The 22,353-nt window shown below is 72.5% G+C and carries 28 protein-coding genes; 10 read left to right on the top strand and 18 right to left on the bottom strand.

The genetic code is table 11. From position 1 onward, the window contains the following. Positions 1-12 precede the first annotated feature (12 nt). The gene (locus IOD16_RS03010) at positions 13-1,344 is read left to right on the top strand and encodes a styrene monooxygenase/indole monooxygenase family protein (RefSeq protein ID WP_201438795.1); all 1,332 of its coding nucleotides are present in this window, start codon (positions 13-15) and stop codon (positions 1,342-1,344) included. On the opposite strand, the gene IOD16_RS03005 is transcribed toward IOD16_RS03010, so the two are convergent. Continuing rightward, positions 1,310-2,350, bottom strand: coding sequence for an FAD-dependent oxidoreductase (locus tag IOD16_RS03005; RefSeq protein WP_201438794.1), 1,041 nt, complete (start codon positions 2,348-2,350; stop codon positions 1,310-1,312). The genes IOD16_RS03010 and IOD16_RS03005 overlap by 35 nt on opposite strands. 94 nt (positions 2,351-2,444) lie before the next feature. On the opposite strand from IOD16_RS03005, the gene IOD16_RS03000 reads away from it, so the two are divergent. The 3 genes from IOD16_RS03000 (at position 2,445) to bcp (ending at position 4,797) form a co-directional block, all read left to right on the top strand. Then, on the top strand, positions 2,445-3,482 hold the full coding sequence (locus IOD16_RS03000) for an LLM class flavin-dependent oxidoreductase (protein ID WP_201438793.1): 1,038 nt from the start codon (positions 2,445-2,447) through the stop codon (positions 3,480-3,482). Positions 3,483-3,773: 291 nt separating this feature from the next. Continuing rightward, the gene (locus IOD16_RS02995; RefSeq protein WP_123743794.1) at positions 3,774-4,304 is read left to right on the top strand and encodes a hypothetical protein; all 531 of its coding nucleotides are present in this window, start codon (positions 3,774-3,776) and stop codon (positions 4,302-4,304) included. 19 nt (positions 4,305-4,323) lie between these two features. After that, positions 4,324-4,797 (top strand): thioredoxin-dependent thiol peroxidase, encoded by a 474-nt coding sequence (gene bcp / locus IOD16_RS02990; protein ID WP_201438792.1) that lies wholly within the window; start codon positions 4,324-4,326, stop codon positions 4,795-4,797. A gap of 90 nt (positions 4,798-4,887) precedes the next feature. On the opposite strand, the gene rdgB is transcribed toward bcp, so the two are convergent. Together rdgB and rph are read right to left on the bottom strand one after the other, a co-directional pair. Continuing rightward, on the bottom strand, positions 4,888-5,493 hold the full coding sequence (gene rdgB, locus IOD16_RS02985; RefSeq protein WP_201438791.1) for an RdgB/HAM1 family non-canonical purine NTP pyrophosphatase: 606 nt from the start codon (positions 5,491-5,493) through the stop codon (positions 4,888-4,890). Further along, on the bottom strand, positions 5,490-6,254 hold the full coding sequence (gene rph, locus IOD16_RS02980; RefSeq protein WP_201438790.1) for a ribonuclease PH: 765 nt from the start codon (positions 6,252-6,254) through the stop codon (positions 5,490-5,492). The genes rdgB and rph overlap by 4 nt, the downstream gene beginning before the upstream one ends. Before the next feature lie 54 nt (positions 6,255-6,308). Here rph and IOD16_RS02975 point away from each other — a divergent pair, with 54 nt between their 5' ends. Beyond that, positions 6,309-6,827, top strand: a complete 519-nt coding sequence (locus IOD16_RS02975) for a DUF2231 domain-containing protein (protein WP_201438789.1) — start codon at positions 6,309-6,311, stop codon at positions 6,825-6,827. Positions 6,828-6,978: 151 nt separating this feature from the next. Here IOD16_RS02975 and IOD16_RS02970 read toward each other — a convergent pair whose 3' ends face one another. Genes IOD16_RS02970 through IOD16_RS02950 form a run of 5 tightly spaced genes read right to left on the bottom strand, consistent with a single transcriptional unit; the run spans position 6,979 to position 10,199 of the window. Further along, positions 6,979-7,377, bottom strand: a complete 399-nt coding sequence (locus tag IOD16_RS02970) for an OsmC family protein (RefSeq protein WP_236594711.1) — start codon at positions 7,375-7,377, stop codon at positions 6,979-6,981. A 10-nt stretch (positions 7,378-7,387) separates the two neighbouring features. Beyond that, positions 7,388-7,891 carry a hemerythrin domain-containing protein gene (locus IOD16_RS02965; RefSeq protein ID WP_201438788.1) on the bottom strand — a complete coding sequence of 168 codons (504 nt, stop codon included), beginning with the start codon at positions 7,889-7,891 and terminating at the stop codon, positions 7,388-7,390. After that, complete coding sequence (locus tag IOD16_RS02960; protein ID WP_201438787.1) at positions 7,881-8,693, bottom strand: MBL fold metallo-hydrolase; 813 nt, start codon at positions 8,691-8,693, stop codon at positions 7,881-7,883. The genes IOD16_RS02965 and IOD16_RS02960 overlap by 11 nt, the downstream gene beginning before the upstream one ends. 37 nt (positions 8,694-8,730) lie before the next feature. Continuing rightward, positions 8,731-9,528 carry a glutamate racemase gene (gene murI, locus IOD16_RS02955; RefSeq protein WP_201438786.1) on the bottom strand — a complete coding sequence of 266 codons (798 nt, stop codon included), beginning with the start codon at positions 9,526-9,528 and terminating at the stop codon, positions 8,731-8,733. Beyond that, complete coding sequence (locus IOD16_RS02950) at positions 9,525-10,199, bottom strand: rhomboid family intramembrane serine protease (protein WP_201438785.1); 675 nt, start codon at positions 10,197-10,199, stop codon at positions 9,525-9,527. The genes murI and IOD16_RS02950 overlap by 4 nt, the downstream gene beginning before the upstream one ends. Before the next feature lie 106 nt (positions 10,200-10,305). Between IOD16_RS02950 and IOD16_RS02945 the strand changes: the two genes are divergently transcribed. Next, positions 10,306-11,151, top strand: a complete 846-nt coding sequence (locus IOD16_RS02945) for an SMP-30/gluconolactonase/LRE family protein (protein WP_201438784.1) — start codon at positions 10,306-10,308, stop codon at positions 11,149-11,151. A gap of 13 nt (positions 11,152-11,164) precedes the next feature. Here the strand turns inward: IOD16_RS02945 and IOD16_RS02940 are convergent, their stop codons facing one another. After that, positions 11,165-11,935, bottom strand: a complete 771-nt coding sequence (locus tag IOD16_RS02940) for an MBL fold metallo-hydrolase (RefSeq protein ID WP_201438783.1) — start codon at positions 11,933-11,935, stop codon at positions 11,165-11,167. Between the two features lie 438 nt (positions 11,936-12,373). On the opposite strand from IOD16_RS02940, the gene IOD16_RS02935 reads away from it, so the two are divergent. Then, entirely contained in the window at positions 12,374-13,051 is a 678-nt protein-coding gene (locus tag IOD16_RS02935; protein ID WP_236594710.1) for a polysaccharide deacetylase family protein, read from the top strand. Next, a complete protein-coding gene (locus IOD16_RS02930) occupies positions 13,048-14,379 on the top strand; it encodes an extracellular catalytic domain type 1 short-chain-length polyhydroxyalkanoate depolymerase (RefSeq protein WP_236594709.1) in 1,332 nt (443 codons plus the stop codon). Before IOD16_RS02935 ends, IOD16_RS02930 begins: the two co-directional genes overlap by 4 nt. Positions 14,380-14,432: 53 nt before the next feature. Here IOD16_RS02930 and IOD16_RS02925 read toward each other — a convergent pair whose 3' ends face one another. From IOD16_RS02925 to clpS, 7 genes are all read right to left on the bottom strand, one after another. Continuing rightward, positions 14,433-15,383, bottom strand: a complete 951-nt coding sequence (locus IOD16_RS02925) for a PLP-dependent cysteine synthase family protein (protein WP_123743804.1) — start codon at positions 15,381-15,383, stop codon at positions 14,433-14,435. A gap of 36 nt (positions 15,384-15,419) precedes the next feature. Then, positions 15,420-15,692, bottom strand: a complete 273-nt coding sequence (locus IOD16_RS02920) for a MoaD/ThiS family protein (RefSeq protein WP_123743805.1) — start codon at positions 15,690-15,692, stop codon at positions 15,420-15,422. Between the two features lie 71 nt (positions 15,693-15,763). Next, positions 15,764-16,219, bottom strand: a complete 456-nt coding sequence (locus tag IOD16_RS02915) for a Mov34/MPN/PAD-1 family protein (protein ID WP_106615252.1) — start codon at positions 16,217-16,219, stop codon at positions 15,764-15,766. Positions 16,220-16,270: 51 nt separating this feature from the next. Then, positions 16,271-16,807 carry a DUF2231 domain-containing protein gene (locus IOD16_RS02910; protein ID WP_201438781.1) on the bottom strand — a complete coding sequence of 179 codons (537 nt, stop codon included), beginning with the start codon at positions 16,805-16,807 and terminating at the stop codon, positions 16,271-16,273. 159 nt (positions 16,808-16,966) lie between these two features. Next, positions 16,967-17,530 (bottom strand): P1 family peptidase, encoded by a 564-nt coding sequence (locus tag IOD16_RS02905; RefSeq protein WP_236594708.1) that lies wholly within the window; start codon positions 17,528-17,530, stop codon positions 16,967-16,969. Further along, positions 17,530-18,087: a DUF2017 domain-containing protein gene (locus tag IOD16_RS02900; RefSeq protein ID WP_201438780.1), complete on the bottom strand. Its 558-nt coding sequence runs from the start codon at positions 18,085-18,087 to the stop codon at positions 17,530-17,532. Before IOD16_RS02900 ends, IOD16_RS02905 begins: the two co-directional genes overlap by 1 nt. Beyond that, on the bottom strand, positions 18,084-18,383 hold the full coding sequence (gene clpS / locus IOD16_RS02895) for an ATP-dependent Clp protease adapter ClpS (protein ID WP_123743809.1): 300 nt from the start codon (positions 18,381-18,383) through the stop codon (positions 18,084-18,086). Before clpS ends, IOD16_RS02900 begins: the two co-directional genes overlap by 4 nt. 76 nt (positions 18,384-18,459) lie before the next feature. Between clpS and IOD16_RS02890 the strand changes: the two genes are divergently transcribed. Further along, on the top strand, positions 18,460-19,734 hold the full coding sequence (locus IOD16_RS02890) for a nicotinate phosphoribosyltransferase (RefSeq protein WP_201438779.1): 1,275 nt from the start codon (positions 18,460-18,462) through the stop codon (positions 19,732-19,734). A 9-nt stretch (positions 19,735-19,743) separates the two neighbouring features. Next, positions 19,744-20,313 (top strand): isochorismatase family protein, encoded by a 570-nt coding sequence (locus tag IOD16_RS02885; protein WP_201438778.1) that lies wholly within the window; start codon positions 19,744-19,746, stop codon positions 20,311-20,313. Positions 20,314-20,361: 48 nt separating this feature from the next. On the opposite strand, the gene IOD16_RS02880 is transcribed toward IOD16_RS02885, so the two are convergent. Next, on the bottom strand, positions 20,362-21,024 hold the full coding sequence (locus tag IOD16_RS02880) for a hypothetical protein (RefSeq protein WP_201438777.1): 663 nt from the start codon (positions 21,022-21,024) through the stop codon (positions 20,362-20,364). 133 nt (positions 21,025-21,157) lie between these two features. Next, positions 21,158-22,321 carry a non-hydrolyzing UDP-N-acetylglucosamine 2-epimerase gene (wecB, locus tag IOD16_RS02875; RefSeq protein ID WP_201438776.1) on the bottom strand — a complete coding sequence of 388 codons (1,164 nt, stop codon included), beginning with the start codon at positions 22,319-22,321 and terminating at the stop codon, positions 21,158-21,160. Positions 22,322-22,353: the final 32 nt, after the last annotated feature.

Raw genomic sequence — 22,353 nt, 5'->3', positions numbered from 1 at the left:
AGGATCTGTAGCGTGAGCACAATCGCGGTCATCGGCGCAGGTCAAGCGGGTCTGGTGTTATCTGCGGCGCTCGCGCGCGCCGGTTGGCGGGTCACGCTCTACTCCGATCGGACGGCGGAGGACCACCTCGGTGACCGCGGCCGGCCGACCGCCTGCCTGTTCGGCGACCAGGTCGAGTACGAGGCCGAGCTGGGCCTGGACTTCTGGCCCGAGGCGTCCCGGATGCGCCGCATCCACCTGGACCTGTTCACGGACGACCGCTCGCTCGCGTTCTCGGTCGACGCGCCGCTGCGCAAGCCCGCGCTGGCGGTCGACCAGCGGTTGAAGTTCTCCACCGGCCTCAAGGAGCTGGAGTCGCGCGGCGTGGCGGTGGTGATCGGCACGGTCGGCGTCGACGACCTGGACCGGCTGGCCGCGTCGCACGACCTGGTGGTCGTCACGGCCGGGCACAAGTCGCTGACCGGCCTGTTCGAGCGCGACCCGGCCCGGTCGGTGCACTCGGAGCCGCAGCGCAGCCTGTTCATGGTCAACATCCACGGCTACGACCTGGCCGCCCGGCCCGAGCACCGGGAAGGCGTGTTCTCGTTCCTGCCGGGCACGCTGGAGATCTTCTGGATCCCGTTCTACGACAAGGACGTCGGCGAGTCGCGCAGCATCGTGGTCGAGGCGGCGCCGGGTGGCCGCGCCGACCTGTTCGGCGACGTGACCTCGGCCGACGAGGGCCTGGCCGTGCTCAAGACCGTGGTGGACGACCTGTTCCCGCACGAGTCGGCGTTCCTGCGGCCCGCGCGCGCGACCAGCCCGGTGACCTGGATCAAGGGCCAGGTCGTGCCGGTGGTGCGCAAACCGGTCGCCGTGCTGCCGTCCGGGCGGCACGTGCTCGGCCTCGGCGACGCCGTCGTGCTCAACGACCCGCTGGCCGGCCAGGGCGCGAACAACGCCACCCGGATGGCCCGGTTCTTCGCCGAGGAGCTGACCGCGCACGGCGGCCCGTTCACCGCGTCGTGGCTGACCGAGAGGTTCGACGAGTGGTGGGAGCGCGGGTGCTACGCCAGCGACTTCTCCAACGGGCTGCTCGAGCCGCTCAACGACGAGCAGAAGGCCGTGATGCTCGCCGCGTCACGCCGGGAGGACATCGGCGAGCAGCTGTGGGAGGGGTTCAACGACCCGTCGTCGCTGTTCCCGTGGTTCTTCGACGCGGCGGCCACCCGGGATTTCCTGGCGCGGCGCCACGTGGGCCGGTTGGACCTGCTGCGCTACAAGCTGGGCGTCGGGGCCAACCTGCTCGGGCAGAAGGTGTCGCGGCTGGTCAAGCGGCCTGTCGGCGGGACAGCGACGCCTTGATCTCCTTCGCCGCCGCACGGCCCGCCCTGGTGGCGCCGACCGTGCTGGCCGACGGGCCGTAGCCGACGAGGTGCACGCGCGGGTCCGCGACGACCTTCGTGCCGTCGAGCCGGATGCCGCCGCCGGGTCCGCGCAGGCGCAGCGGGGCGAGGTGGTCGAGGGCGGCGCGGAACCCGGTCGCCCACAGGATCGCGTCGACCCGCTCGTGCGTGCCGTCCGGCCAGACCACGCCGTCCTCGGTGATCCGGTCGAACACCGGCCGCCGGGCCAGCACGCCGGTCGCGAGGGCGTCGCGGACGGCCGGGGTGAGGTTCAGGCCGGTCACGCCGACCACGCTGCGGGGCGGCAGGCCCCGGCGGACGCGGTCCTCCACCTTCGCGACCACGGCGCGGCCGAGCTCCGGCGTGAACGGCTCGTCGAAGAACTCCGGCTCACGCCGCGTCGCCCAGGTGGTGCGGGCGGCGTGCCGGTCGATCTCCAGCAGCTGCTGCACGGCCGACGTGCCGCCGCCGACCACGACCACGTGCTGCCCGGCGAACTCCGCCGGACCCCGGTACTGCGAGGAGTGCAGCTGCCTGCCCGCGAACAGCTCCTGGCCGGGGTAGCGGGGCCAGAACGGGCGGGTCCACGTGCCGGTGGCGTTGACCAGCGCCTCGGCCTCCCAGACGCCGCGGTCGGTCTCGACGCGCAGCAGGCCGCCGTGGTCGCGCACGGCGTGCACGCGCACCGGCCGCCGCACCTCGATGCCGTTGCGGCGCTCGAAGTCGGCGAAGTAGGCGGGCAGCACCTCGTTGGCGGGCGCGGTGGGGTCCGGCTCGGCGAACGGCATGCCCGGCAGGTCGTGGATGCCGTGCACGGTCGCCATCCGCAGCGTCGGCCAGCGGTGCCGCCACGCGCCGCCCGGACCGGCGTCCGCGTCCAGCACGACGTGGTCGAGGTTCGCGCGCCGGAGGAAGTAGGCCGCCGACAGTCCCGCCTGGCCTGCACCGATGACCACCACGTCCATGTCTTGGTCAACGCCGGCGGCGGGCCGGCCACTTCCCGGTGTCGTTACCGTCACATGCGGAAGGCATTCGGGGGCTCTGGCGTTGGTCGATGTCATGAGCCGACTTCGTGACGTGCCCTTGTCCGCGCTCGACCTCGCCACCGTCACGACGGCGACGAACGCGCGCGTGGCACTCCAGCAGACGCGCGAGCTCGCCCAGCACGTCGAGCGGTTCGGCTTCACCCGGTTCTGGCTGGCCGAGCACCACAACATGCCCGGCATCGCCAGCTCCTCCCCCGCGATCCTGATCGGCCACGTCGCCGACGCCACCACCACGCTGCGGGTCGGCTCCGGCGGCGTGATGCTGCCCAACCACCCGCCGCTGGTCGTGGCCGAGCAGTTCGGCACGCTGTCCGCCCTGCACCCCGGCCGCATCGACCTGGGCATCGGCCGCGCGCCCGGCACCGACCAGCGCACCGCGCAGGCGTTGCGCCGCACCGCCGGCCCGCTGTCGGTGGACGACTTCCCGCAGCAGCTCAGCGAGCTGACCGGCTACTTCGACGGCACCGAAGAGCTCAACGCGATGCCCGCCGAGGGCAACAAGCCGGACGTGTTCCTGCTCGGGTCGAGCGGCTACAGCGCGCAGGTCGCGGGCCTGCTCGGGCTGCCGTTCGCGTTCGCGCACCACTTCAGCGCGGAGAACACGCTGCCCGCGCTGGCCCTCTACCGCGAGCGGTTCCGACCCTCCGAGCGGCTCGCGGAGCCGTACGCGCTGGTCTGCGCCTCGGTCGTGGTGGCGGACACCGACGAGCAGGCCCGCCGGATCGCCGGTCCCGGCGCGCTCGCGTGGGTGAAGCTGCGCAGCGGGCGGCCCGGTCCGCTGGCCACCGACCAGGAGGCCGCCGACTACCCGTACACCGACGTCGAGCGGCTGATCTACGAGGACCGGATCGCGTCGCAGATCATCGGCTCGCCGAAGACGGTCGAGGCGCAGCTCGAACGCCTGCTGGAGGACACCCGAGCGGATGAGCTGATGGTGACGACGATGGTCGCCGAGCAGTCGGCCCGCCTGAGGTCTTACGAACTACTGGCGGAACTCGCGGGACGTTCGACCGTTCAGGGTTCGTCCGAACGGGTGAAGACCGAAGTATAGGTGTAGCGGTTCGGCCACCGCGCGCGATGATCGTAGTGGAGCGCGCACGCCCCCCGACGCGCTCCCCAACTTCCGGACCCACGGGTCCGACAGCTCGGCCGCCGCCGACCCGCGTGGTCGCCGCCAGGTGTGGCGCCGCCCACGCGGGCAGCCGTGCGTCATCACGGCTTGGCCACAGGCATGCACCAGGTGCGAATCAAGGCCCCGGTTCGGTCACCGAGCACCCCCCGACACCGTCATGGTGGTGGCAGTCGCAGTCAAGCCCACCGCCGGGGCGGGAAGGGGAGGTTCGTGAAGTTCGCCAAACTGGCCGCAGGCGTGTGCCTGGGCCTGGCACTGGCGGGATGTGCGGACCCCTCCGACATTTCCACGCCCCCCGGTCCGTCCGCGGTGGCCGAGCAACGCGGTGAAGAGCTGTCCTCCGCCTCGGCCACGACGTTCGGCACGCAGCGCGTGTGGGCCAACGGCATGGCTGTCACCGTGTCCCCGCCCACGTCGCTGAGACCGAGCGACACGTCGTTCCCGCAGTCGCCGCGCACCGCCGTGTTCACGTTGACCGTGGTCAACGGCACCAAGACCGCCTACCGCACCAGCCAGCTGTCGCTGCGCGCGACGGTCGACGGCCAGCCGGTGGCCGAGGTGCGCGACTCCGTGCAGGGGCTCAACGGCGTCGGTGCGGCGGTCAACGAGGTGGCGGCCGGCGCGGAGACCGTGCTGACGGTGGCGTTCGCCGTGCCCGCGGACCCGGTGCGGCTGCGGCTCGTGGTCGAGCCGAACGGCGCCAACCAGGACCCGAGCGCGACGTTCGAGGGCGTCGCCTGACCTTGTAGCGTCTGGGGCCATGACCGAGCAGAAGCGCCTGTCCCCGGGCGACCAGGCCCCGGCGTTCACGCTGCCCGACAGCGAGGGCAAGCCCGTCTCGCTTTCCGACTACGCCGGCCGTTCCGTGGTCGTCTACTTCTACCCGGCCGCGGGCACGCCGGGGTGCACCAAGCAGGCGTGCGACTTCCGCGACAGCATCGGCGACCTCGCGTCGTCCGGGTACGAGGTCGTGGGCATCTCGCCGGACAAGCCGGAGAAGCTGGCCAAGTTCGCCGCCGCGGAGGGGCTGAACTTCCCGCTTCTGTCCGACGTCGACCGCAAGGTGCTGACCGAGTGGGCCGCGTTCGGGGAGAAGCAGAACTACGGCAAGACCGTCATGGGCGTGATCCGCTCGACGTTCCTGGTCGACCCCGAGGGGAAGATCAAGAAGGCCCTGTACAACGTCCGCGCGACCGGCCACGTGGCCAAGCTGCTGCGCGAACTGCCCGTCTGATCACCCGCACGACTGGAACGCCGGGCGACGCCACCCGTTCGAGGTGGCGGCCCGGCGTGATCGGTCCGATGTGGTCGGCCCGGGGGTCGGTTACGACCGGGCCAGCTCGCGCAGGTGCGGGAGCAGGAGGCGCAGGGCGCGACCCCGGTGGGAGATCTCGTCCTTCTGCTCCGGCGTCAACTCGGCCGAGGTGACCTCGTGGCCCTCCGGGCGGAAGATCGGGTCGTAGCCGAAGCCGTTCTCGCCGGCCGGCTCGCGGGTGATCGCGCCGCGCCACTCGCCGCGCACCACGGTCTCCGCGTCAGGGCCGGCGACGAACGCCGCCGTGCAGACGAAAGCCGCTCCCCTGCGCTCGTCCGGGACGTCGCGCAGTTGACCGAGGACCAGGTCCAGGTTCGCCTGGTCGTCGCCGTGCCGGCCGGACCACCGTGCCGACAGGACACCCGGCATCCCGTTGAGCGCGTCGATCGCGATGCCCGAGTCGTCCGCGACGGACGGCAGGCCGGTGGCGTTGAACGCGTCACGGGCCTTGGCCAGGGCGTTGCCCTCGAAGGTCGGATCGGTCTCCGGGGCCTCCGGGAACTCCGGCACGTCGTCCAGGCCGACGACCTCGATCCCCGCCAGCCCCTCGGCCAGCAGGATGCGGCGCAGCTCGCCGAGCTTCTTCTTGTTCCGCGAGGCCAGGAGCAGCTTCACTTCTTCTTCGCCTTCGGCTCGGGCAGGACGCCGGGGTACGGCAGGGCCAGCGCCTCCGCCTGGATGCGGTTGAGCTCGGCGCAGCCGGCCAGGGCCAGGTCGAGCATCTTGTCCAACGTCGACCGGGCGAACGTCGCGCCCTCGCCGGTGCCCTGGACCTCGATCAACGTGCCCGCGTCCGTGGCGACGACGTTCATGTCGACCTCGGCGCGCGAGTCCTCCTCGTACGGCAGGTCCAGGCGCACCCGTCCGTCCACCACGCCGACCGACACCGCCGACACGGCGCACGAGAGCGGCTGGGGGTCGGCCAGGCGACCGGCGGCGCCCAGGTAGGTGACGGCGTCGGCCAGGGCCACGTACGCGCCGGTGATGGCGGCGGTCCGGGTGCCGCCGTCGGCCTGGATCACGTCGCAGTCGATCACGATCGTGTTCTCGCCGAGCGCGGCCAGGTCGATGCACGCCCGCAGAGATCGCCCGATCAGGCGGCTGATCTCGTGGGTTCGGCCGCCGACCCGGCCCTTCACCGACTCGCGGTCACTGCGGGTGTGCGTGGCGGAGGGCAACATCGCGTACTCGGCGGTCACCCAGCCGAGACCCGAGCCGGACCGCCACCGCGGCACGCCCTCGGTCACGCTGGCCGCGCACAGCACCCGCGTGTTGCCGAACTCGATCAGCACCGACCCGGCGGGCCACTGCTGGAAGCCGCGGGTGATCCGGATGTCGCGCAGTACGTCGTCGTTCCTGCCATCGGTCCTCAGCACGGCACTACCCTATGTCGCTGAACCCGGGGGCGACCCACCGGCGTAGGGAGAGACATGGCACGCGCAGACGACCTGGTGACGATCTTCGATCTCCCCGCGCACCCGCTGCTGGTCCACGCGGTGGTGGTGCTGCTCCCGCTGGCCGCCGCGGGCGCCGCCGCGCTGGCCGTCGTGCCGCGGTGGCGGCAGCGGTACGCGTGGCCGCTGCTGGGCGTGACGCTGCTGGCCGTCGGCTCGGTGCCGTTGGCGCAGTGGGCCGGTGAGCAGCTGTACGCGAAGATGGCCGCGCTGGGCAACCCGCTGATCCAGCGGCACGCCGACCTGGGCAACGACCTGCTGCCGTTCGCGCTGGGCTTCGGGGTGGTGGTCGTGGCGCTGCTCGTCTCGGGCCGGCTGGCCGACCGCGAGCGCGCCGCCGCCGTCGAGGACTCGGCCGTGCCGAAGACGTGGCGCCGGATCGCCGTCGTGGTCTCCGTCCTGGTCGTCGCCGCCGGCGCCGCCGCCACGATCCAGACCGTCCGCATCGGCCACAGCGGCTCGACCGCCGTCTACGACTTCGTCCAAACCCTCTGACCCCCGCGTGTCCTACCTTCCGAACGCGCGTGTCCTACGTTCCGGTACCCCGAGTTGAACACTCAGGACAGGCCGATCGTGTTCTGAACGTTCAACTCGGGTGTCCTGAACGTAGGACACGGGTGTTCTGAACGTAGGACACGCGCGGGGGTTAGGTGGGGAGGGTGAGAGGGGTTGGTGGGGCGGACTTCAAGGTGCGGGTGACGGTGCACAGCTGGTCGATCGCGCGCAGGACGGCGGTCTCCAGGGCGGCGCGCTGGGCGTCGTCCAAGCCGGAGATGTCGTAGTCCAACGCGACCGGGACGCTGGCCAGCGAGTGGCCGTCCGGTGAGCGCACGTCGTCCGCGCGGGCCACCAGGTCGCCCTCCACGCGGCGGGTCACCAGCGTCTCCGCCGTCACCGCCGCACAGCCCGCCGCCGCCGCGAGCAGCAGCTCCACCGGCGTGAACGCCCCCTCGGCCCCCTTGCGGCCGACGCGGACCGACGCGCCACGGTCGTTCGTGGCCACGAAGTCGTGCTGACCCACCCGACGCACCTCGACGTTCGACACGCCGTCGACGCTAGTCGATCCGGTCCTCCGTGGCTGCCGCGATCTTGCGCACGTAGTCGATGTCACCGCAGTCGTCGTCCAACCGGCTCTGCCGGATCTCCACGAACAACCGGCCCAGCTCGTCGCGCCGGTCGTCGGACACCTCCTCCCGCGCGTCGTTGAGGATCGTCCGCTCCTCCTCGTCCACGTGGTGGTTGAGCGCCTGGACCAGCTCCTCCAGCTTGCTCTCCCACTCGTCGGAGCTCGTGTCCTCGACCTCCATCAACGCCAGCAACGCCTGGTGGCCCTCGGCGTGCTCCTCGGCACCGTGGTCGACCTCTTCGTTGTCGACCTCCTTGTACCGCTTGAGCGCCGGGTACACCTCGGACTCCTCGGCCTCGGCGTGCGCCACGAGCAGCGCGGCCAGCTCGCCCAGGACCGTCGAACGGTCGGTGTTCCGGTCGCGCAGCGCGCGGAACAGCTCCTCGAACTTGCGGTGGTCGGCCAGGATCAGCTCGACGACATCAGTTGCCATGGCCGCCGATTACCCGCACCTCCGACCGGTCAACCGCGTAGGTGTCGCCCTGGTTGACCACGTCGACCGGTCCGGTGAAGCGGCTGCGCGCCTCGGCCAGCACGGCGTCCCGGTCGGTCCACGGCGCGATGTGCGTGAGCAGCAGCCGCCCGGCACCGGCCCGCGCCGCCAGCTCGCCCGCCTGCACGCCCGACAGGTGCGTGCCGGGCGGCCGGTCGTCGGAGTGGGTCCACGTCGCCTCGGACAGCAGCACGTCCACGTCACGCGCCAAGTCGCTCAACGCCTCGCACGGCCCGGTGTCGCCGGTGTAGGCCAAGGTCGCCGTCTTGGTGGCGATGCGGAGGCCGTAGGTCTCGGTCGGGTGGTCCACCCGGACGGCGGTGATCTCGAACGGCCCGATGCGGGTCACCGCGCGGTCGGTGAACGTGCGGAACTCGAACACGTCGCCGAGGTCCGTGGTGAGCAGTTCGTCGGCTGTCTCCGCGTAGGCGCGGGCGAACCGGTCCGCGGTCTCGGCCGGCCCGTGCACGGGCAGCCGGTGTTCGCGCGTGTCGTGCGGCGGGTGGGTGTGGTAGCGGCGGATGACGGCCAGGGTGGTGAAGTCGGCGCAGTGGTCCGGGTGCAGGTGGGAGAAGAGCAGCGCGTCCAACGAGAACACGTCGTGACGCGACTGCAGCGACGCCAGGACTCCGCTGCCCAGTTCGATCGCGAGTCGGCAGCCATCCGCCTCGACGAGGTAGCCGGATGCGGGTCCGTGGGGGCCCGGCAGGCTGCCCGAGCAGCCGAGGATGGTCAACAGCACCCGTGGAGCGTGCCAGGTCAACGGTGGCCTTGGAAGGTCAACCGTGGGCTTGGAAGGTCGCCTTTTCCAACCCGGGCAGGAATCGGCGGGCCAGCCTGGTGAACGGCTCGACCGGGCCGGTGCAGCTGAACCGCTGGTCGGGGTCGCCGGAGCGGAACAAGTCGCGCTCGGTGAGCACCCGCACGACGTCCTTCACCGTTTCCTCGGCGCTGGAGACGAGCGTCACGCCGTCACCCATCACGATCTGCAACACACCGGTGAGCAGCGGGTAGTGGGTGCAGCCGAGGACGAGCGTGTCGACCTCCGCCCGCTGCAACGGTTCCAGGTAGGCCTGCGCCATGCCGAGCACCTGGCGGCCGGAGGTGGTGCCGCGTTCCACGAAGTCCACGAACCTGGGGCACGCGACGGCCGTGACCTCGATGTCCCGGGCCGCGGCGAACGCGTCCTGGTAGGCACCGGACGCGACCGTGCCCACCGTGCCGATGACGCCGACCCGGCCCGTGCGGGTGGTGGCGACGGCGCGGCGCACGGCGGGCAGCACGACCTCGATCACCGGGATGTCGTAACGCTCGCGCGCGTCGCGCAGGCAGGCGGCGGACGCCGTGTTGCAGGCGATGACCAGCAGCTTCGCGCCGTCGGCGACCAAGCGGTCCATCACTTCGAGGGCGTACCGGCGCGCCTGCGCGATCGGCAGCGGGCCGTACGGGCAGTTGACCGTGTCGCCCACGTAGCGGATGCGCTCGGCCGGCAGCTGGTCCATGACCGCCCGCGCGACGGTCAGCCCGCCGACGCCGGAGTCGAAGATCGCGATGGGCGAATCGGCGGTGACGCTCACGCGTCGAGCGTAGTCCGCGCGCCCTTCCTGGCATCCCGGGCGACGCCCCACGCCGCGAGGACGCCGCCGAGCGCGCCGAACAGGTGGCCTTCCCAGGAGATGCCCGGCCGGCCCGGCAGCACGCCCCACAGCGCCGCGCCGTAGATCGCGAAGACCACCACGGCCAGCGCGATCTGCAGCACGCTGCGCGCGAAGATGCCGCGCACCAGCAGGAACACCAGGAAGCCGAACACGAGGCCGGACGCGCCGATGTGGCTGCCGTAGGAGCCGAAGAGCCACACGCCGAGACCGCTGGTCAACCAGATGACCGCGGTGACCTGGAAGAACTGCTTGATCCCGGCGGAGGTCGCCAGGTAGCCGAGCACGAGCAGCGGCACCGCGTTGCCGGTCAGGTGGGTCCAGTCGCCGTGCAGCAGCGGGTACCACAGGATGTTGTCCCACTGGCTGAAGTCACGCGGGATCACGCCGTCGTCGTCGAGCCGGCCGCCGAGCACCGTGTCGATCGCCTCGACGACGTAGAGCAGGCCGACGAAGCCGAGCACCACCGCGGCCGACAGCACGGGCCTCGGCGGCACGACGCGCTTGGCCAACGGCTTGGCCTGCTTGGCGGGCTTGGGCGCGGCGACCACCGGCTCGGGCGTCGGCGGCGGGTACGGGCCGGTGGGATCCACCTCACCAGGCTACGCGCGGGGACCCCGATCCCGGGTGACTTCGGTCGGGCCGTGACTTCTCCGTCTTCACCCGTGTGGGGTCGGGGCGTGACCGTAGGCTGTCCCGGTGTCGATCGAAGTGGCGGTGCGGGCCGAAGCGGAACTGGGTGAGGGCCCCACGTGGGACCACGCCAGCGGAACGCTGCTCTGGGTGGACGTGCTCGGCAGCGAGGTGCACCGGTACAGCCCGTCGCGCGACGACGACGCCGTCCTCGAAGTGCCGCAGCACGTCGGCGCGGCGAAGCCCCGGACCCGCGGCGGCCTGGTGCTGAACCTGCGTGACGGCGTGGCGCTGATCGACCGGGACGGCGTCAAGACCTGGCTCGTCTACTGGGCGCGCGACGGCGTGCGGGGCAACGACGCCGCGGTCGACCCGGCGGGCCGGCTGTGGGCGGGCACGATGCGGTACGACGAGGACCCTGGCGGCTGGCTGGCCCGCGTGGAGCCCAGCGGCGACGCGAAGGTCGTGCTGGACAAGCTGGGCGTCAGCAACGGCATCGGCTGGAGCCCCGACGGCACGCTCATGTACTACATCGACTCGGCGGAGCGGCGGGTCGACGTCCTCGACTACGACCGCGAGACCGGCGAGGCGACGAACCGCCGACCGCTGGCCGAGGTGTCGCGCGGGCTGCCCGACGGCCTCACCGTGGACGCGTCCGGCGCGATCTGGGTCGCGCTGTGGGGCGGCGCGGCGTTGCACCGGTACACGCCGGACGGCGCGCTGGACCGGGAGGTCGAGCTGCCGGTGGGGCAGCCGACGGCGTGCGCCTTCGGCGGCGCGGACTTCACCGACCTGTACGTGACGACCGCGCGCGTCGGGTTGAGCGGGGACGCGTTGAGCGAGTTGGCCGGGTCGGTCCTGGTGCTGCCGGGCATCGGCGAGGGCCTGCCGTCGACCGCGTTCGCGGGTTAGGCGCACCCCGCAGCTAGAGCGTGTAGGTGGCGCCGGGGGTGGCCAGCGAGACCGGGCCGGGGAAGGCGTCGGCGGCGTCGTCCAGGACGCCGTCACGGTCCGACCACGGCAGGACGTGGGTCAGCACCAGGCGGCCGACGCCGGCGGCCTTGGCGACCTCGCCCGCCTCCTGCCCGCTCATGTGCAGGTAGTTCGCGCGGCCCGCCTGCTCGCGCCACGCCGAGTCGGCCAGCAGCAGGTCGGCGCCGGCGGCCAGCCGCACCAGCTCCGGGCACGGCACGGTGTCGCCGGAGAACACCAGCGACACGCCGCCGTAGGAGATGCGGAACCCGTAGGCCTCGCAGATGTGCCGCATGGCGGCCACTTCGACCTCCACGGGTCCGACCGCGTACCGGCCGGGCGCGAGCGGGACGAAGTCGAACGTGTCGGTCAGGTCCGTGGTCGCCAGCGCGGCCCGGTCGGCGGCGTGCGCGTTGGCCAGGCGGGACGGCGCGTGCGAGGGCGCGAACACCGGCAACCGGCGTTCGCGGACGTCGTAGGGCGGCGCCGGGTGGTCGCGCCGGTAGACGGTGAGCGAGCCGAAGTCGGCGCAGTGGTCGAGGTGCAGGTGCGACAGCAGCACGGCGTCGAGGTCGAACGGGTCGCAGAGCCGGGTGAGCGGGGCGAACACCCCGCTGCCCAGCTCCATCACGATCCGGACGCCGCCCGCCTCCACCAGGTACCCGGAGGTCGGCAGATCGGGCCCCGGCGCACTGCCCGAACACCCGAGCACCGTCAATTGCATGGCCGAAACGATAGCAGGACCGACGTCGGCGAAAATGCCGGAACGCGGTCCGCGACGGCTATTCAATTCGGCTCGCGCGCAGGGTTCACTCGAATGCATCAACCGAGGTCGGGAGCCTGTCCGGGACCACCTGGGGGTGCGGGTTGCCGAAGCGCATCCGGTAACACTGCAATTCATCCGGATGACGGGTGCGGACCACCGGACCTCGTTTTGCAAATTATTGCGCGCGGTCGCGCAGCGGATTACGGCCGACGGCGGCGCGACTGACCGAAAGTTTTCGGGCACAGCCGACGCCCCCAAACGGGTGCACCGGGCGTTGCCGCAGCTCACCGTGCCATTTGAGACTCGCAACTTTGACGAAACTCGTTGTCCGCGACCGCTCGGCGACACATAGTGACGACAACTCACGCCGTGATCCTCAAGGAGGAGGGAATGGTCATGAGGACCCTTCTGGCCGTGGTGCTGCTGTTGGCCGCGCCACTGCTGTCCGCGACCACCGCGGGCGCCGCGCCCGCCCGGGAAACCGGACCGGTGGCGCTCGCCTGCAACGGGTACGTCGCGCTGACCTACGACGACGGGCCGAACGCGCAGTTCACCCGCCCGCTGGTGAGCGCGCTGCGCTCGGCGGGCGCCCGCGCCACGTTCTTCGACCTCGGTTCACGCGTGCAGCAGCAGCCGCAGCTGACCCGCGAGGTCGTGCAGGCCGGCATGTGGGTCGGCAACCACTCGTGGTCGCACCCGTACCTGACGAACCTGAGCGCCGCCGCCGTGGCCAAGGAGCTCGGCGACACCCAGAACGCGATCCGCAACGCCACCGGCCAGGCGCCGACGCTGTTCCGCCCGCCCTACGGCGCGACGAACGCGACCGTGCAGACCGAGGCGCGCAAGCTCGGCCTGACCCAGGTGATCTGGTCGGTCGACTCGCAGGACTGGAACGGCGCGTCCACCGACGCCATCGTGCGCGCGGCGACCGGCGCGAACGCCGGCGGCATCGTGCTCATGCACGCGAGCTACCAGAACACGGTCAACGCCGTGCCGCGCATCGTGCAGGGCCTGGCGGCCAAGAACCTCTGCCCCGGCCGCATCGACAACACCGGACGGGTGGTGGCCCCGTGAAGGTCCTCGGCGCGATCGTGACGTCCCTGGCCGCCGCCGCGGCCTTCGTGCTGGCCCTCGTCGCCGCGCCGCAGGCGTCGGCCGCCACGCTCACCGAGGTCACCGGCTTCGGCGCCAACCCCAGCAACCTGCGCATGCACCTGTACGTGCCGGACCGCACCCAGGCCAGGCCGGGCGTGCTGCTGGCCGTGCACTACTGCACGGGCACCGGCCCGGCGTTCTACTCGGGCACGGACTTCGCCCGGCTGGCCGACCAGTACGGCTTCATCGTGATCTACCCGTCGGCGACCCGCAGCGGGCAGTGCTTCGACGTGTCGAGCGCGCAGGCGCTGCGGCGTGACGGCGGCAGCGACCCGGTCGGCCTGATGTCGATGGTCCGGTACGTGCTCCAGCGCTACAACGGCGACACGAGCCGCGTGTTCGTCACCGGTGTCTCGTCCGGCGCGATGACCACGAACGTCATGCTGGCCGACTACCCGGACGTGTTCGCCGCCGGCGCGGCGTTCGCGGGCGTGCCGGCGGGCTGCTTCGCCACCACCGACGGCTCCGGCTGGAACAGCGCCTGCGCCAACGGCCAGGTGCTGCGCACGCCGCAGGAGTGGGGCAACCTCGCCCGCGGTATGCACCCCGGCTACAGCGGCGCCCGGCCGCGCGTGCAGATCTGGCACGGCACCGCGGACGACACGCTGCGGTACCCGAACTTCGGCGAGACGATCGACCAGTGGACCAACGTGCACGGCCTGTCCACCACGCCGACGTCCAGCGACAGCCCGCAGTCCGGGTGGACGCGCACCCGCTACGGCGACAAGGTCGAGGCGATCTCCATGCAGGGCACCGGCCACAACCTGATGGGCGCGGGCATGGCGTTGCGCGCCATCCAGTTCTTCGGGTTGGACAAGCCCGGCGACACCACCACGTCCACGTCCACCACCACGTCGACGAGCACGACCACCAGCACCACGACCACTACCAGCACCACCACCACGACGACCACGAGCAACCCGCCGACCGGCGGCTGCCGGGTCACCTACACCGTCAACAGCTGGAACACCGGCCTGACCGCGAGCATCACCATCGCCAACACGTCCACCAGCGCGATCAACGGCTGGCAGCTCGCGTTCACCCTGCCCGGCGGGCAGACCATCAGCAGCGGGTGGAACGCCACCTACTCGCCCACCAGCGGCGCGGTCACGGCGCGCAACGCGTCCTACAACGCCGCGCTCAACCCGTCCGCGTCGGTCGGCATCGGGTTCCAGGCCACCCACAGCGGCAACACGGACAAGCCGACCTCGTTCACGCTCAACGGCGTCGCGTGCACGATCGGCTGAGGTGAGAAGGGCCCCGCACATGCCCCGCGGGGCCCTTCTCCGGCTCTCTGGCCTCAGGCCCAGAGGTGGCCGTCCAGCCGTTCCGCGGCCTCGTCCAACGTGCCCGCGTACGCGCCGGTGGACAGATACTTCCACCCCGCGTCCGCGACCACGAACGCCACGTCCGCCGACTCGCCGCGCGCCGCCGCCTTCTCCGCCGCGGCCAGCGCCGCGTGCAGGATCGCGCCGGTCGAGATGCCCGCGAAGATGCCCTCCACCTCGAGCAGCTGCCGGGTGCGGCGCAGCGCGTCGTACGAGCCGACCGAGTAGCGGCCCGTCAGCACCTCGGCGTCGTACAGCTCGGGCACGAAGCCCTCGTCGAGGTTGCGCAGGCCGTACACCAGCTCGCCGTAGCGCGGCTCGGCGGCGATGACCTGCACGTCCGGCTTGTGCTCGCGCAGGTACCGGCCGACGCCGACCAGCGTGCCCGTGGTGCCCAGGCCCGCGACGAAGTGCGTGATCGTCGGCAGGTCCTTGAGGATCTCCGGCCCGGTGCCGTGGTAGTGCGCGCCGGGGTTCGCCGGGTTGCCGTACTGGTAGAGCATCACCCACTCGGGGTTCTGCCGCGCCAGTTCCTTGGCCGTCGCCACGGCCTGGTTCGAGCCGCCCGCCGCCGGCGAGAACACGATCCGCGCGCCGTAGGCCTGGAGCAGCTGCTTGCGCTCGGTGGAGGTGTTCTCCGGCATCACGCACACCAGGCCGTAGCCCTTGAGCTTGGCGGCCATGGCGAGGGCGATGCCGGTGTTGCCCGACGTCGGTTCGAGGATCGTGCAGCCCGGCGTGAGCACCCCGGACCGCTCGGCCTCCTCGATCATCATCAGGACCGGCCGGTCCTTGATCGAGCCGGTCGGGTTGCGGTCCTCCAGCTTCGCCCACAGCCGCACGTCGTTCGACGGCGACAGCCGGGGCAGGCCCACCAGGGGCGTGCCGCCGACCGCGTCGAGCAGTGACTCGTACCGGGCCACGATCGCTTCCTCCGGGGTGAGTCCTTCTGGTGTGGGTCAGCCGCCCGCGACGGCCGGGAGGATCGTCACGGTGTCGCCGTCCTTGACCTCGGCGCCGAGGCCGCCCGCGAACCGCACGTCCTCGTCGTTGACGTAGACGTTGACGAACCGGTGGAGCGCGCCTTCCTTGACCAGGCGCTGCTTCAGGCCACCGTGGTTGGTCTCCAGGTCGTCGATGACCTCCGCGAGCGTCGCGCCCGCGGCCTCGACGGACTTCTGCCCACCGGTGTGGGTGCGCAGGATCGTGGGGATGGAGACGGTGACGGCCATGCTGGTACCTCCGAGGAGCCGGGTTTGGTGAAGGTGGTGCCACGAGTGGTGCGCGGGCGCACCTGGAGGGCTCAGGGACAGTCGGGCGTGTCGTCGGCGCCGGTGTGGGCGAACATGTACGACTCCACGACCTCGACCGGCTCTTCGGTCACCACGCCGTCCACGATCCGGTAGGAGCGCAGCTCGTGCTGCTCCGGGTCACGGGTGGAGATGAGCACGTAGTGCGCCTGGGGCTCGCTCGCGTAGGAGATGTCCGTGCGGGACGGGTACGCCTCCGTCGCGGTGTGCGAGTGGTAGACGACGATCGTCTCCTCGTCGTTGGCGCTCATCTCGCGGTGGACGCGCAGCTGCTCCATCGAGTCGAAGCGGTAGAACGTCGGCGAGCGCTCGGCGTTGTCCATCGCGACGAACCGCTCCGGGCGGTCGGAGCCCTCCGGGCCCGCGATGATCCCGCATGCCTCGTCCGGGTGGTCGCGACGGGCATGCGCCACCATCGCGTCCACGAGGTCACGGCGAATCACCAGCACGTCACCATCCTACGTGGTGGGGGAAGGTGTCCCGCCGTGTGAGAACTCGCACTACGCCGGTTCGCGGGTGCCCTCGAAGACCGCTCGCTGGACCTTCGGGTCGGTCGGGTGCACGCCCAGCAGGCCGCCCGCGCCCAGCGCCGCCAGCCCCAGCGCCGAGGCGCCCCTGGCCAGCAGGCCGAACCCGTGACCGCGGAGCCGGAAGGACGTGAGGTAGCACACGGTCGCGGCCGCGTTGGCCGTGAGCTGCACGAACGCCGTGCGCCGCTGGTTGTCGGGCAGCGTGCCGTACTCGGCCAGCTCCGTGGCCAGCGCGGCGGGCGCGACCGCCAGCCCGGCCCCGATGAACGCCCGGGCCGCCTTGCTCGCGCCGGGCATCAGGTCGAGCGCCGCCGACGCCGCGTACAGCCCGATGGGCAGCGCCACGACCGCCGGGTGCACCGGCCGGCCCAGCGCTCGCGCGCGCAGCACCCCGGTCACCTCGCGCCGGCGCAGCGTGGCGGGCACCGCCTCCGCCAACGCCCCGGCCGCCTTGCCCACCGCCGGACTGGTCCGCACCCACTTCAACGCCCTCTGCACAGCCGCCATGCCGTCCGGGTACCCACCCACCACCGCTCACGCACACGTCCGAGCGTTGAATTCGGGGCGCCCGGAGGTCGGACTCTCGCGGCTCGGGCGTTGGACTCTCGCGAGAGTCCTGCGTTCGGGTGGCGCGTGTCGTGCGTCCCGAACAGGCGGGTCGGACGTTCAGGACGTGGCGACGGCGCGTTCGAGGGCGGTGGTGGCGGTGGTGCAGAGGTCGTTGAGCGGGGTGCCGGTCGGGGCGCCGGTGGCGACCGCGAAGACGGTGGCGGGCACGGTCACGCCGGCGCGGGCGAAGGCGTCGTGCGCGGACATCGCGACCCTTCGGCATTCCGCCGGCTCCAGGTCGGCGTCCACCACCACGAGGCCGACCGCCGTGCCGCCGACGAGGGCCAGCGCGGGCACGTCCAGGGGCACGGCCGACTCGCAGACCGCGTGACCGTCGGCCGCGGGCAGGCCCAGCGCCTCGGCGGCGGGCACGATCGGGACCACCTCGAACGGCCGCGGCCCGACCGGGAAGCCGTGACCGCGCCCGGCCAGCCACCGCACCACCCCGTCGACCGCCGCGGGCCCGCCCAGCACCACGGCGTGCACCCGCCGCACCAACGTCGACGGGTCGAGCAGGTCCAGCTCGCGCGTGCCGACCGGCGCGCCCCGGACGTCGACCCCGGCCACCGCGCCGGCGGGCGCCAGCAGCACCGCCACCCCCGGCGCGCGCCCGACCAGCATCAGGCCATGACCGCTTCGATCAGCGTCTCCTGCACCCACGTCAGCCAGTGGTACACGCCCAGGTGCGGCGACCGCGGGTCGTCCGGCGGCAGCTCGTCCGGCATGTCCTCCTGCACGTCCAGCGCCGTGCCCAGCGCCAGCCGCACGTCGTTCAACGCCGACAGCCACGCCTCGGCCTGGTCCAGCGCCAGCCGCACCTCACCGCCGTCGGGCGGGCACGTCCGCAGCACCACCGCCGCCACGCCGGTCTTCAGGTCCAGCAGCTCGGGCTCGTGCAGCGACCGCAGCGCGTTGGCCGAGTCGACCTCGGCCGGATCGGGCGCGTCCGGGTCGAGCCGGTGGAAGTCGGGCAGCAGCCGCCCCAGGATCGGGTCGTCCGGCGGGGTGGACGGGCCGGTGCGGATGCCGGTCAGCTCCGCCAGCTCGTCCTGCGGCGCCTCTTCGGCGCGTGCCATCAGCATGTCCTGGATCTGGCTCACCAGGCCGCGCACCACGGCGGCTTCCTGCCGGTCGAACCGGCCGAGCACCTCGTCGCCGGTGCGTGTCCACTTCTTCACGACGAACGCTGCATGGTCGCCCAGAGCCCGGCCGCGTGCAGCTTGGCCACGTCGGCCTCCACCTTGTCCTTGGTCCCCGACGACACGATCGCCCTGCCCTTGTGGTGCACGTCCAGCATCAGCTTGGTCGCGTGGTCACGGCTGTAGCCGAACAGCTTCTGGAACACGTACGTCACGTAGGACATCAGGTTCACCGGGTCGTTCCAGACCAGGGTCTGCCAAGGGCGGTCCTCGCTGCGGACCTCCTCGCCGGCCGGGTCAACCTGCGTCCGCTCATGCTCGACGGGCGTGGTCATACCGCCAATGGTGTCATGTTCCGCTTCGCGGTGGAGCCCTCAGGGGCACCCTGGCCGACCGCTTAGGCTTCCCCGCATGTCGACGTCGCTGTTCACCGACCACTACGAGTTGACGATGCTCGCCGCGGCGCTGCGCGACGGCACCGCCGACCGACCGTGCGTCTTCGAGGTCTTCGCCCGGCGGCTGCCGGAGGGCAGGCGGTACGGGGTGGTCGCGGGCACCGGGAGGCTGCTGGACGCGATCACCGAGTTCACGTTCACCGATCGTGACCTTGAGCTGCTGGAACGCACGGACGTGGTCGACGCGGCCACCCTGTCGTGGCTGGCGGACTACTCGTTCACCGGGGACGTGGACGGCTACCCGGAGGGCGAGCTGTACTTCCCGGGCTCGCCGATCCTGTCCGTGCGGGCGCCGTTCGGCGTCGGCGTGGTGCTGGAGACCCTGGCGCTGTCGATCCTCAACCACGACAGCGCCATCGCCTCGGCGGCGGCGCGGATGGTGGGCGCGGCCAACGGCCGGCGGATGATCGAGATGGGGTCGCGCCGCACGCACGAGGAGGCGGCCGTGGCGGCGGCCCGCGCCGCGTACCTGGCCGGGTTCACCGCGACGTCGAACCTGGAGGCGGCCCGCCGGCACGGCATCCCGACCGCCGGCACGTGCGCGCACGCGTTCACCCTGCTGCACGACAGCGAGGAGGAGGCGTTCCGGGCGCAGGTCGAGGCGTTGGGCGTGGACACGACGCTCCTGGTGGACACCTACGACATCACCAACGGCATCAAGACCGCCGTCGAGGTGGCGGGGCCGGAGCTGGGCGCGGTGCGGATCGACTCGGGCGACCTGGGCGTGCTGGCGCGGCAGGCGCGTGACCAGCTGGACTCCCTGGGCGCGCGCAACACCCGCATCGTGGTGTCGGGCGACCTGGACGAGTACGCCATCGCGATGCTGCGCGCGGAGCCGGTGGACGCCTACGGCGTGGGCACGTCCCTGGTCACGGGGTCCGGCGCGCCGACCGCGGGCATGGTCTACAAGCTGGTCGAGGTGGCCGGGCGGCCGGTGGCCAAGCGCAGCTCGCACAAGGAGTCGCGCGGCGGGCGCAAGAGCGCGCTGCGGCGGCACAAGGAGACCGGGACGGCGCTGGAGGAGGTCGTGTTCCCGCACGACGCCGAGCCGGCCGCGGAAGCGCACGACCGGCTGCTCGCCGTGCCGCTGGTCCGCGGCGGTCGCCGGGTGGACGGCCTGGACACGTTGGCGGAGAGCCGGGAACGGCTGCGCGCTGCCCTCGTGACCGTGCCGTGGGAAGGTCTGAAGCTGTCCCGCGGCGAGCCCGCGATCCCGACGACGTTCCTGTAGGGGGCGCAGATGAGCAAGGCGCTGATCGTGGTCGACGTGCAGATCGACTTCTGCGAGGGCGGCTCCCTGGCCGTGCCCGGTGGGGCGGCCGTGGCGGCGGAGGTCTCGGCGCACGTCGCCTCCTCGTCCTACGACCACGTGGTGGCGACGCGCGACTACCACGTCGATCCCGGCCCGCACTTCAGCGAGACGCCGGACTTCGTGGACTCGTGGCCGGTGCACTGCGTGGCGGGGACGGCCGGCGCGGCGTTCCACCCGGAGCTGGACGTGACGGCCGTGGAGGAGGTGTTCTCGAAGGGCGCGTACGCGGCGGCGTACTCGGGGTTCGAGGGCGAGTCCCGCACGGGTGAGCGGCTGGTGGACTGGCTGCGGGCGCGCGGCGTCGAGCAGGTGGACGTGGTCGGGGTCGCCACCGACCACTGCGTGCGCGCGACGGCGATGGACGCGGCGGACGCCGGGTTCGCGGTCACCGTGCTGCTGGACCTCACGGCGGGCGTGTCGCAGGCGACGGTGGACAGCGCGTTGACCCGGCTGGGCGAGGCCGGCGTGACGCTGACGGGCACGCCGCGCGTGAGGTGAGCCCCGGTTCGGGCGCCCCCGGTCGCGAGGGGCGCCCGAACGCTCAGGTCACGGCGTCGGGGCGCAGGCGGTCGCGCCGAGGACGACGTCGCCGGTGATGGCGGACGCCTCGGTGAACCGCAGGTGCAGCATGGCCATCGCGATGCTGCCGTCGTTCGGGCTCGGGACGGTCGTCTCGCCGAACGTCGCGGTGGCCAGCACCGTGCCGTCGCCCGCCTTCACCTCGTGCACGTGGTTCGGCGCGATCTGCTCGGGCAGCCCGGTGAAGCCCTGCAGGCCGTCCGCCGCCCACCCCGCGTTGGTGCCGGACTCGCCGCCCAGGCAGGTGATCTTCCACCTGGCCACCCGCAGCCTCGGCCCGCCCGCCGACACCAGCGCCGACAGCTCGAAGTCGGAACCGACCGCCTCGGACGTGGTCGTGGTCGTGCCGTTGTCCGGGTCCACCACCGCGGTGGTGCACGACGACGTGCCCGCGCCGAACCGGACGCCCGCGCGGCTCACCGCCTCGGACGAGTTGGACGTGGTGCCGTCGACCGCGCACGGCGCCAGCGGCGCGACGGTGATCCGCGTGCCCGCCTTGGTGAACTCGGCGGAGCCGACGGACGCCACCCCCGCCGGGTTGGCCGCCGACGCCGGCGGCGCGGCCGTGACCAGGCCGAGTACCAGCGCCGCGGTCACGGCGCCGACCCGGCGCGCTCCGATCTGCTTCATCGTGTCGCCCTTCTGCTATTCACGGACGAGAGGAATATCGAACCCTCGCGGACACGACCCGATGATCTAGCGCGCACATCACCCGTCAGAGGAAAAATCCCTACCTGATCGAGTGATGACCATCGGGGCGTGCTCAGCACGGGATGCGCACCGGCAGCGGCGCGTTGGAGAAATCACCCGGCAGACCCACGAGTCGCTCCAACGCATCAAGCACCCGGAACGCCGCGCGGCCGTCGCCGAACGGGTTGCGCCCGCGCGGCAGCCGCAGCCGCGCGCCGAGCACCCAGCCCGCCTCGGCCAGGATCCGGATCGGGTCGGTGCCGACCAGCCACGCGCCGCCCGCCTCCACCGCGGACACCCGCTCGGTCGTGTCGCGCAGCACCAGCACCGGCACGCCGAACGTGGGCGCCTCCTCCTGGATGCCGCCGGAGTCGGTGAGCACCAGCGCGGACCGGCGCAACGCGCGCACCAGGTCCGCGTAGTCCAGCGGCCCGGTCACCACGATCCGCTCGTGCCCGCCGAGCACGGCCCGTGCCGCCGCGCGCACCCGCGGGTCCGGGTGGGCGGGCAGCAGCACGCGCACGTCGGGGTGCCGGTCGGCGACGGCCCGCACGGCGTGCAGCACGCGCGTCAACGGCCGGCCCCACGACTCGCGCCGGTGCACGGTGACCAGCACCAGGCGTTCGGCGCGCTCGTCGAGCACGCGTTCCAGCGCCGCGAGGTCGGGGTCGCGGGCGGGCAGGTCCGCGGCGGCCATCCGCTGCACGGCGTCGACCGCGGTGCTGCCGGTGACCACGATCCGGCGGTCGGCCAGGCCCTCGCGGACGAGCGCGGCGGCGTCCTCGTCGGTCGGCGCGAGGTGCAGGGCGGCGATCCGGGCGATCAGCTGCCAAGCGCCCTCCTCGGGGGACGGCCCCACGAGGTCGCCGCCGCGCGGGCCGGCGTCGAGGTGGGCGACCGGGATGCCGCGCCAGAACGCGGCGAGCGCGCCGGCCAGCGCGGTCCCCGTGCCGCCCGGCACGAGGACGACGGCCGGGTCGCGCCCGCTCAGCAGCCGGTCGAACCCCGCGACCAGGCGGGCCCGCGGCCCGGTCCGGTACCCGGTGGTCCGCGGCACGTCCAGCCTGACGTCCACGTGCAGGCCGAACGCGCTGAGCGCCTGCTCGACCAGGCCGATGTGCGGTCCGCTGTGGACGATGACGGGCCGGAGCACCGGGTGGTCGCCGAGCGCCAGCGCCACCGGCGCGATCCTCACCGCCTCGGGTCGGGTGCCCGCGAGCAGCACGACTTCCTTCACCTTGCTCCCTTCACTGCGGTTCGGGTGGCGCC

This window comes from Saccharothrix sp. 6-C, from assembly GCF_016695385.1.
GTDB lineage: Bacteria > Actinomycetota > Actinomycetes > Mycobacteriales > Pseudonocardiaceae > Actinosynnema > Actinosynnema texasense.
This window is presented reverse-complemented; position numbering and strand designations above follow the sequence as displayed.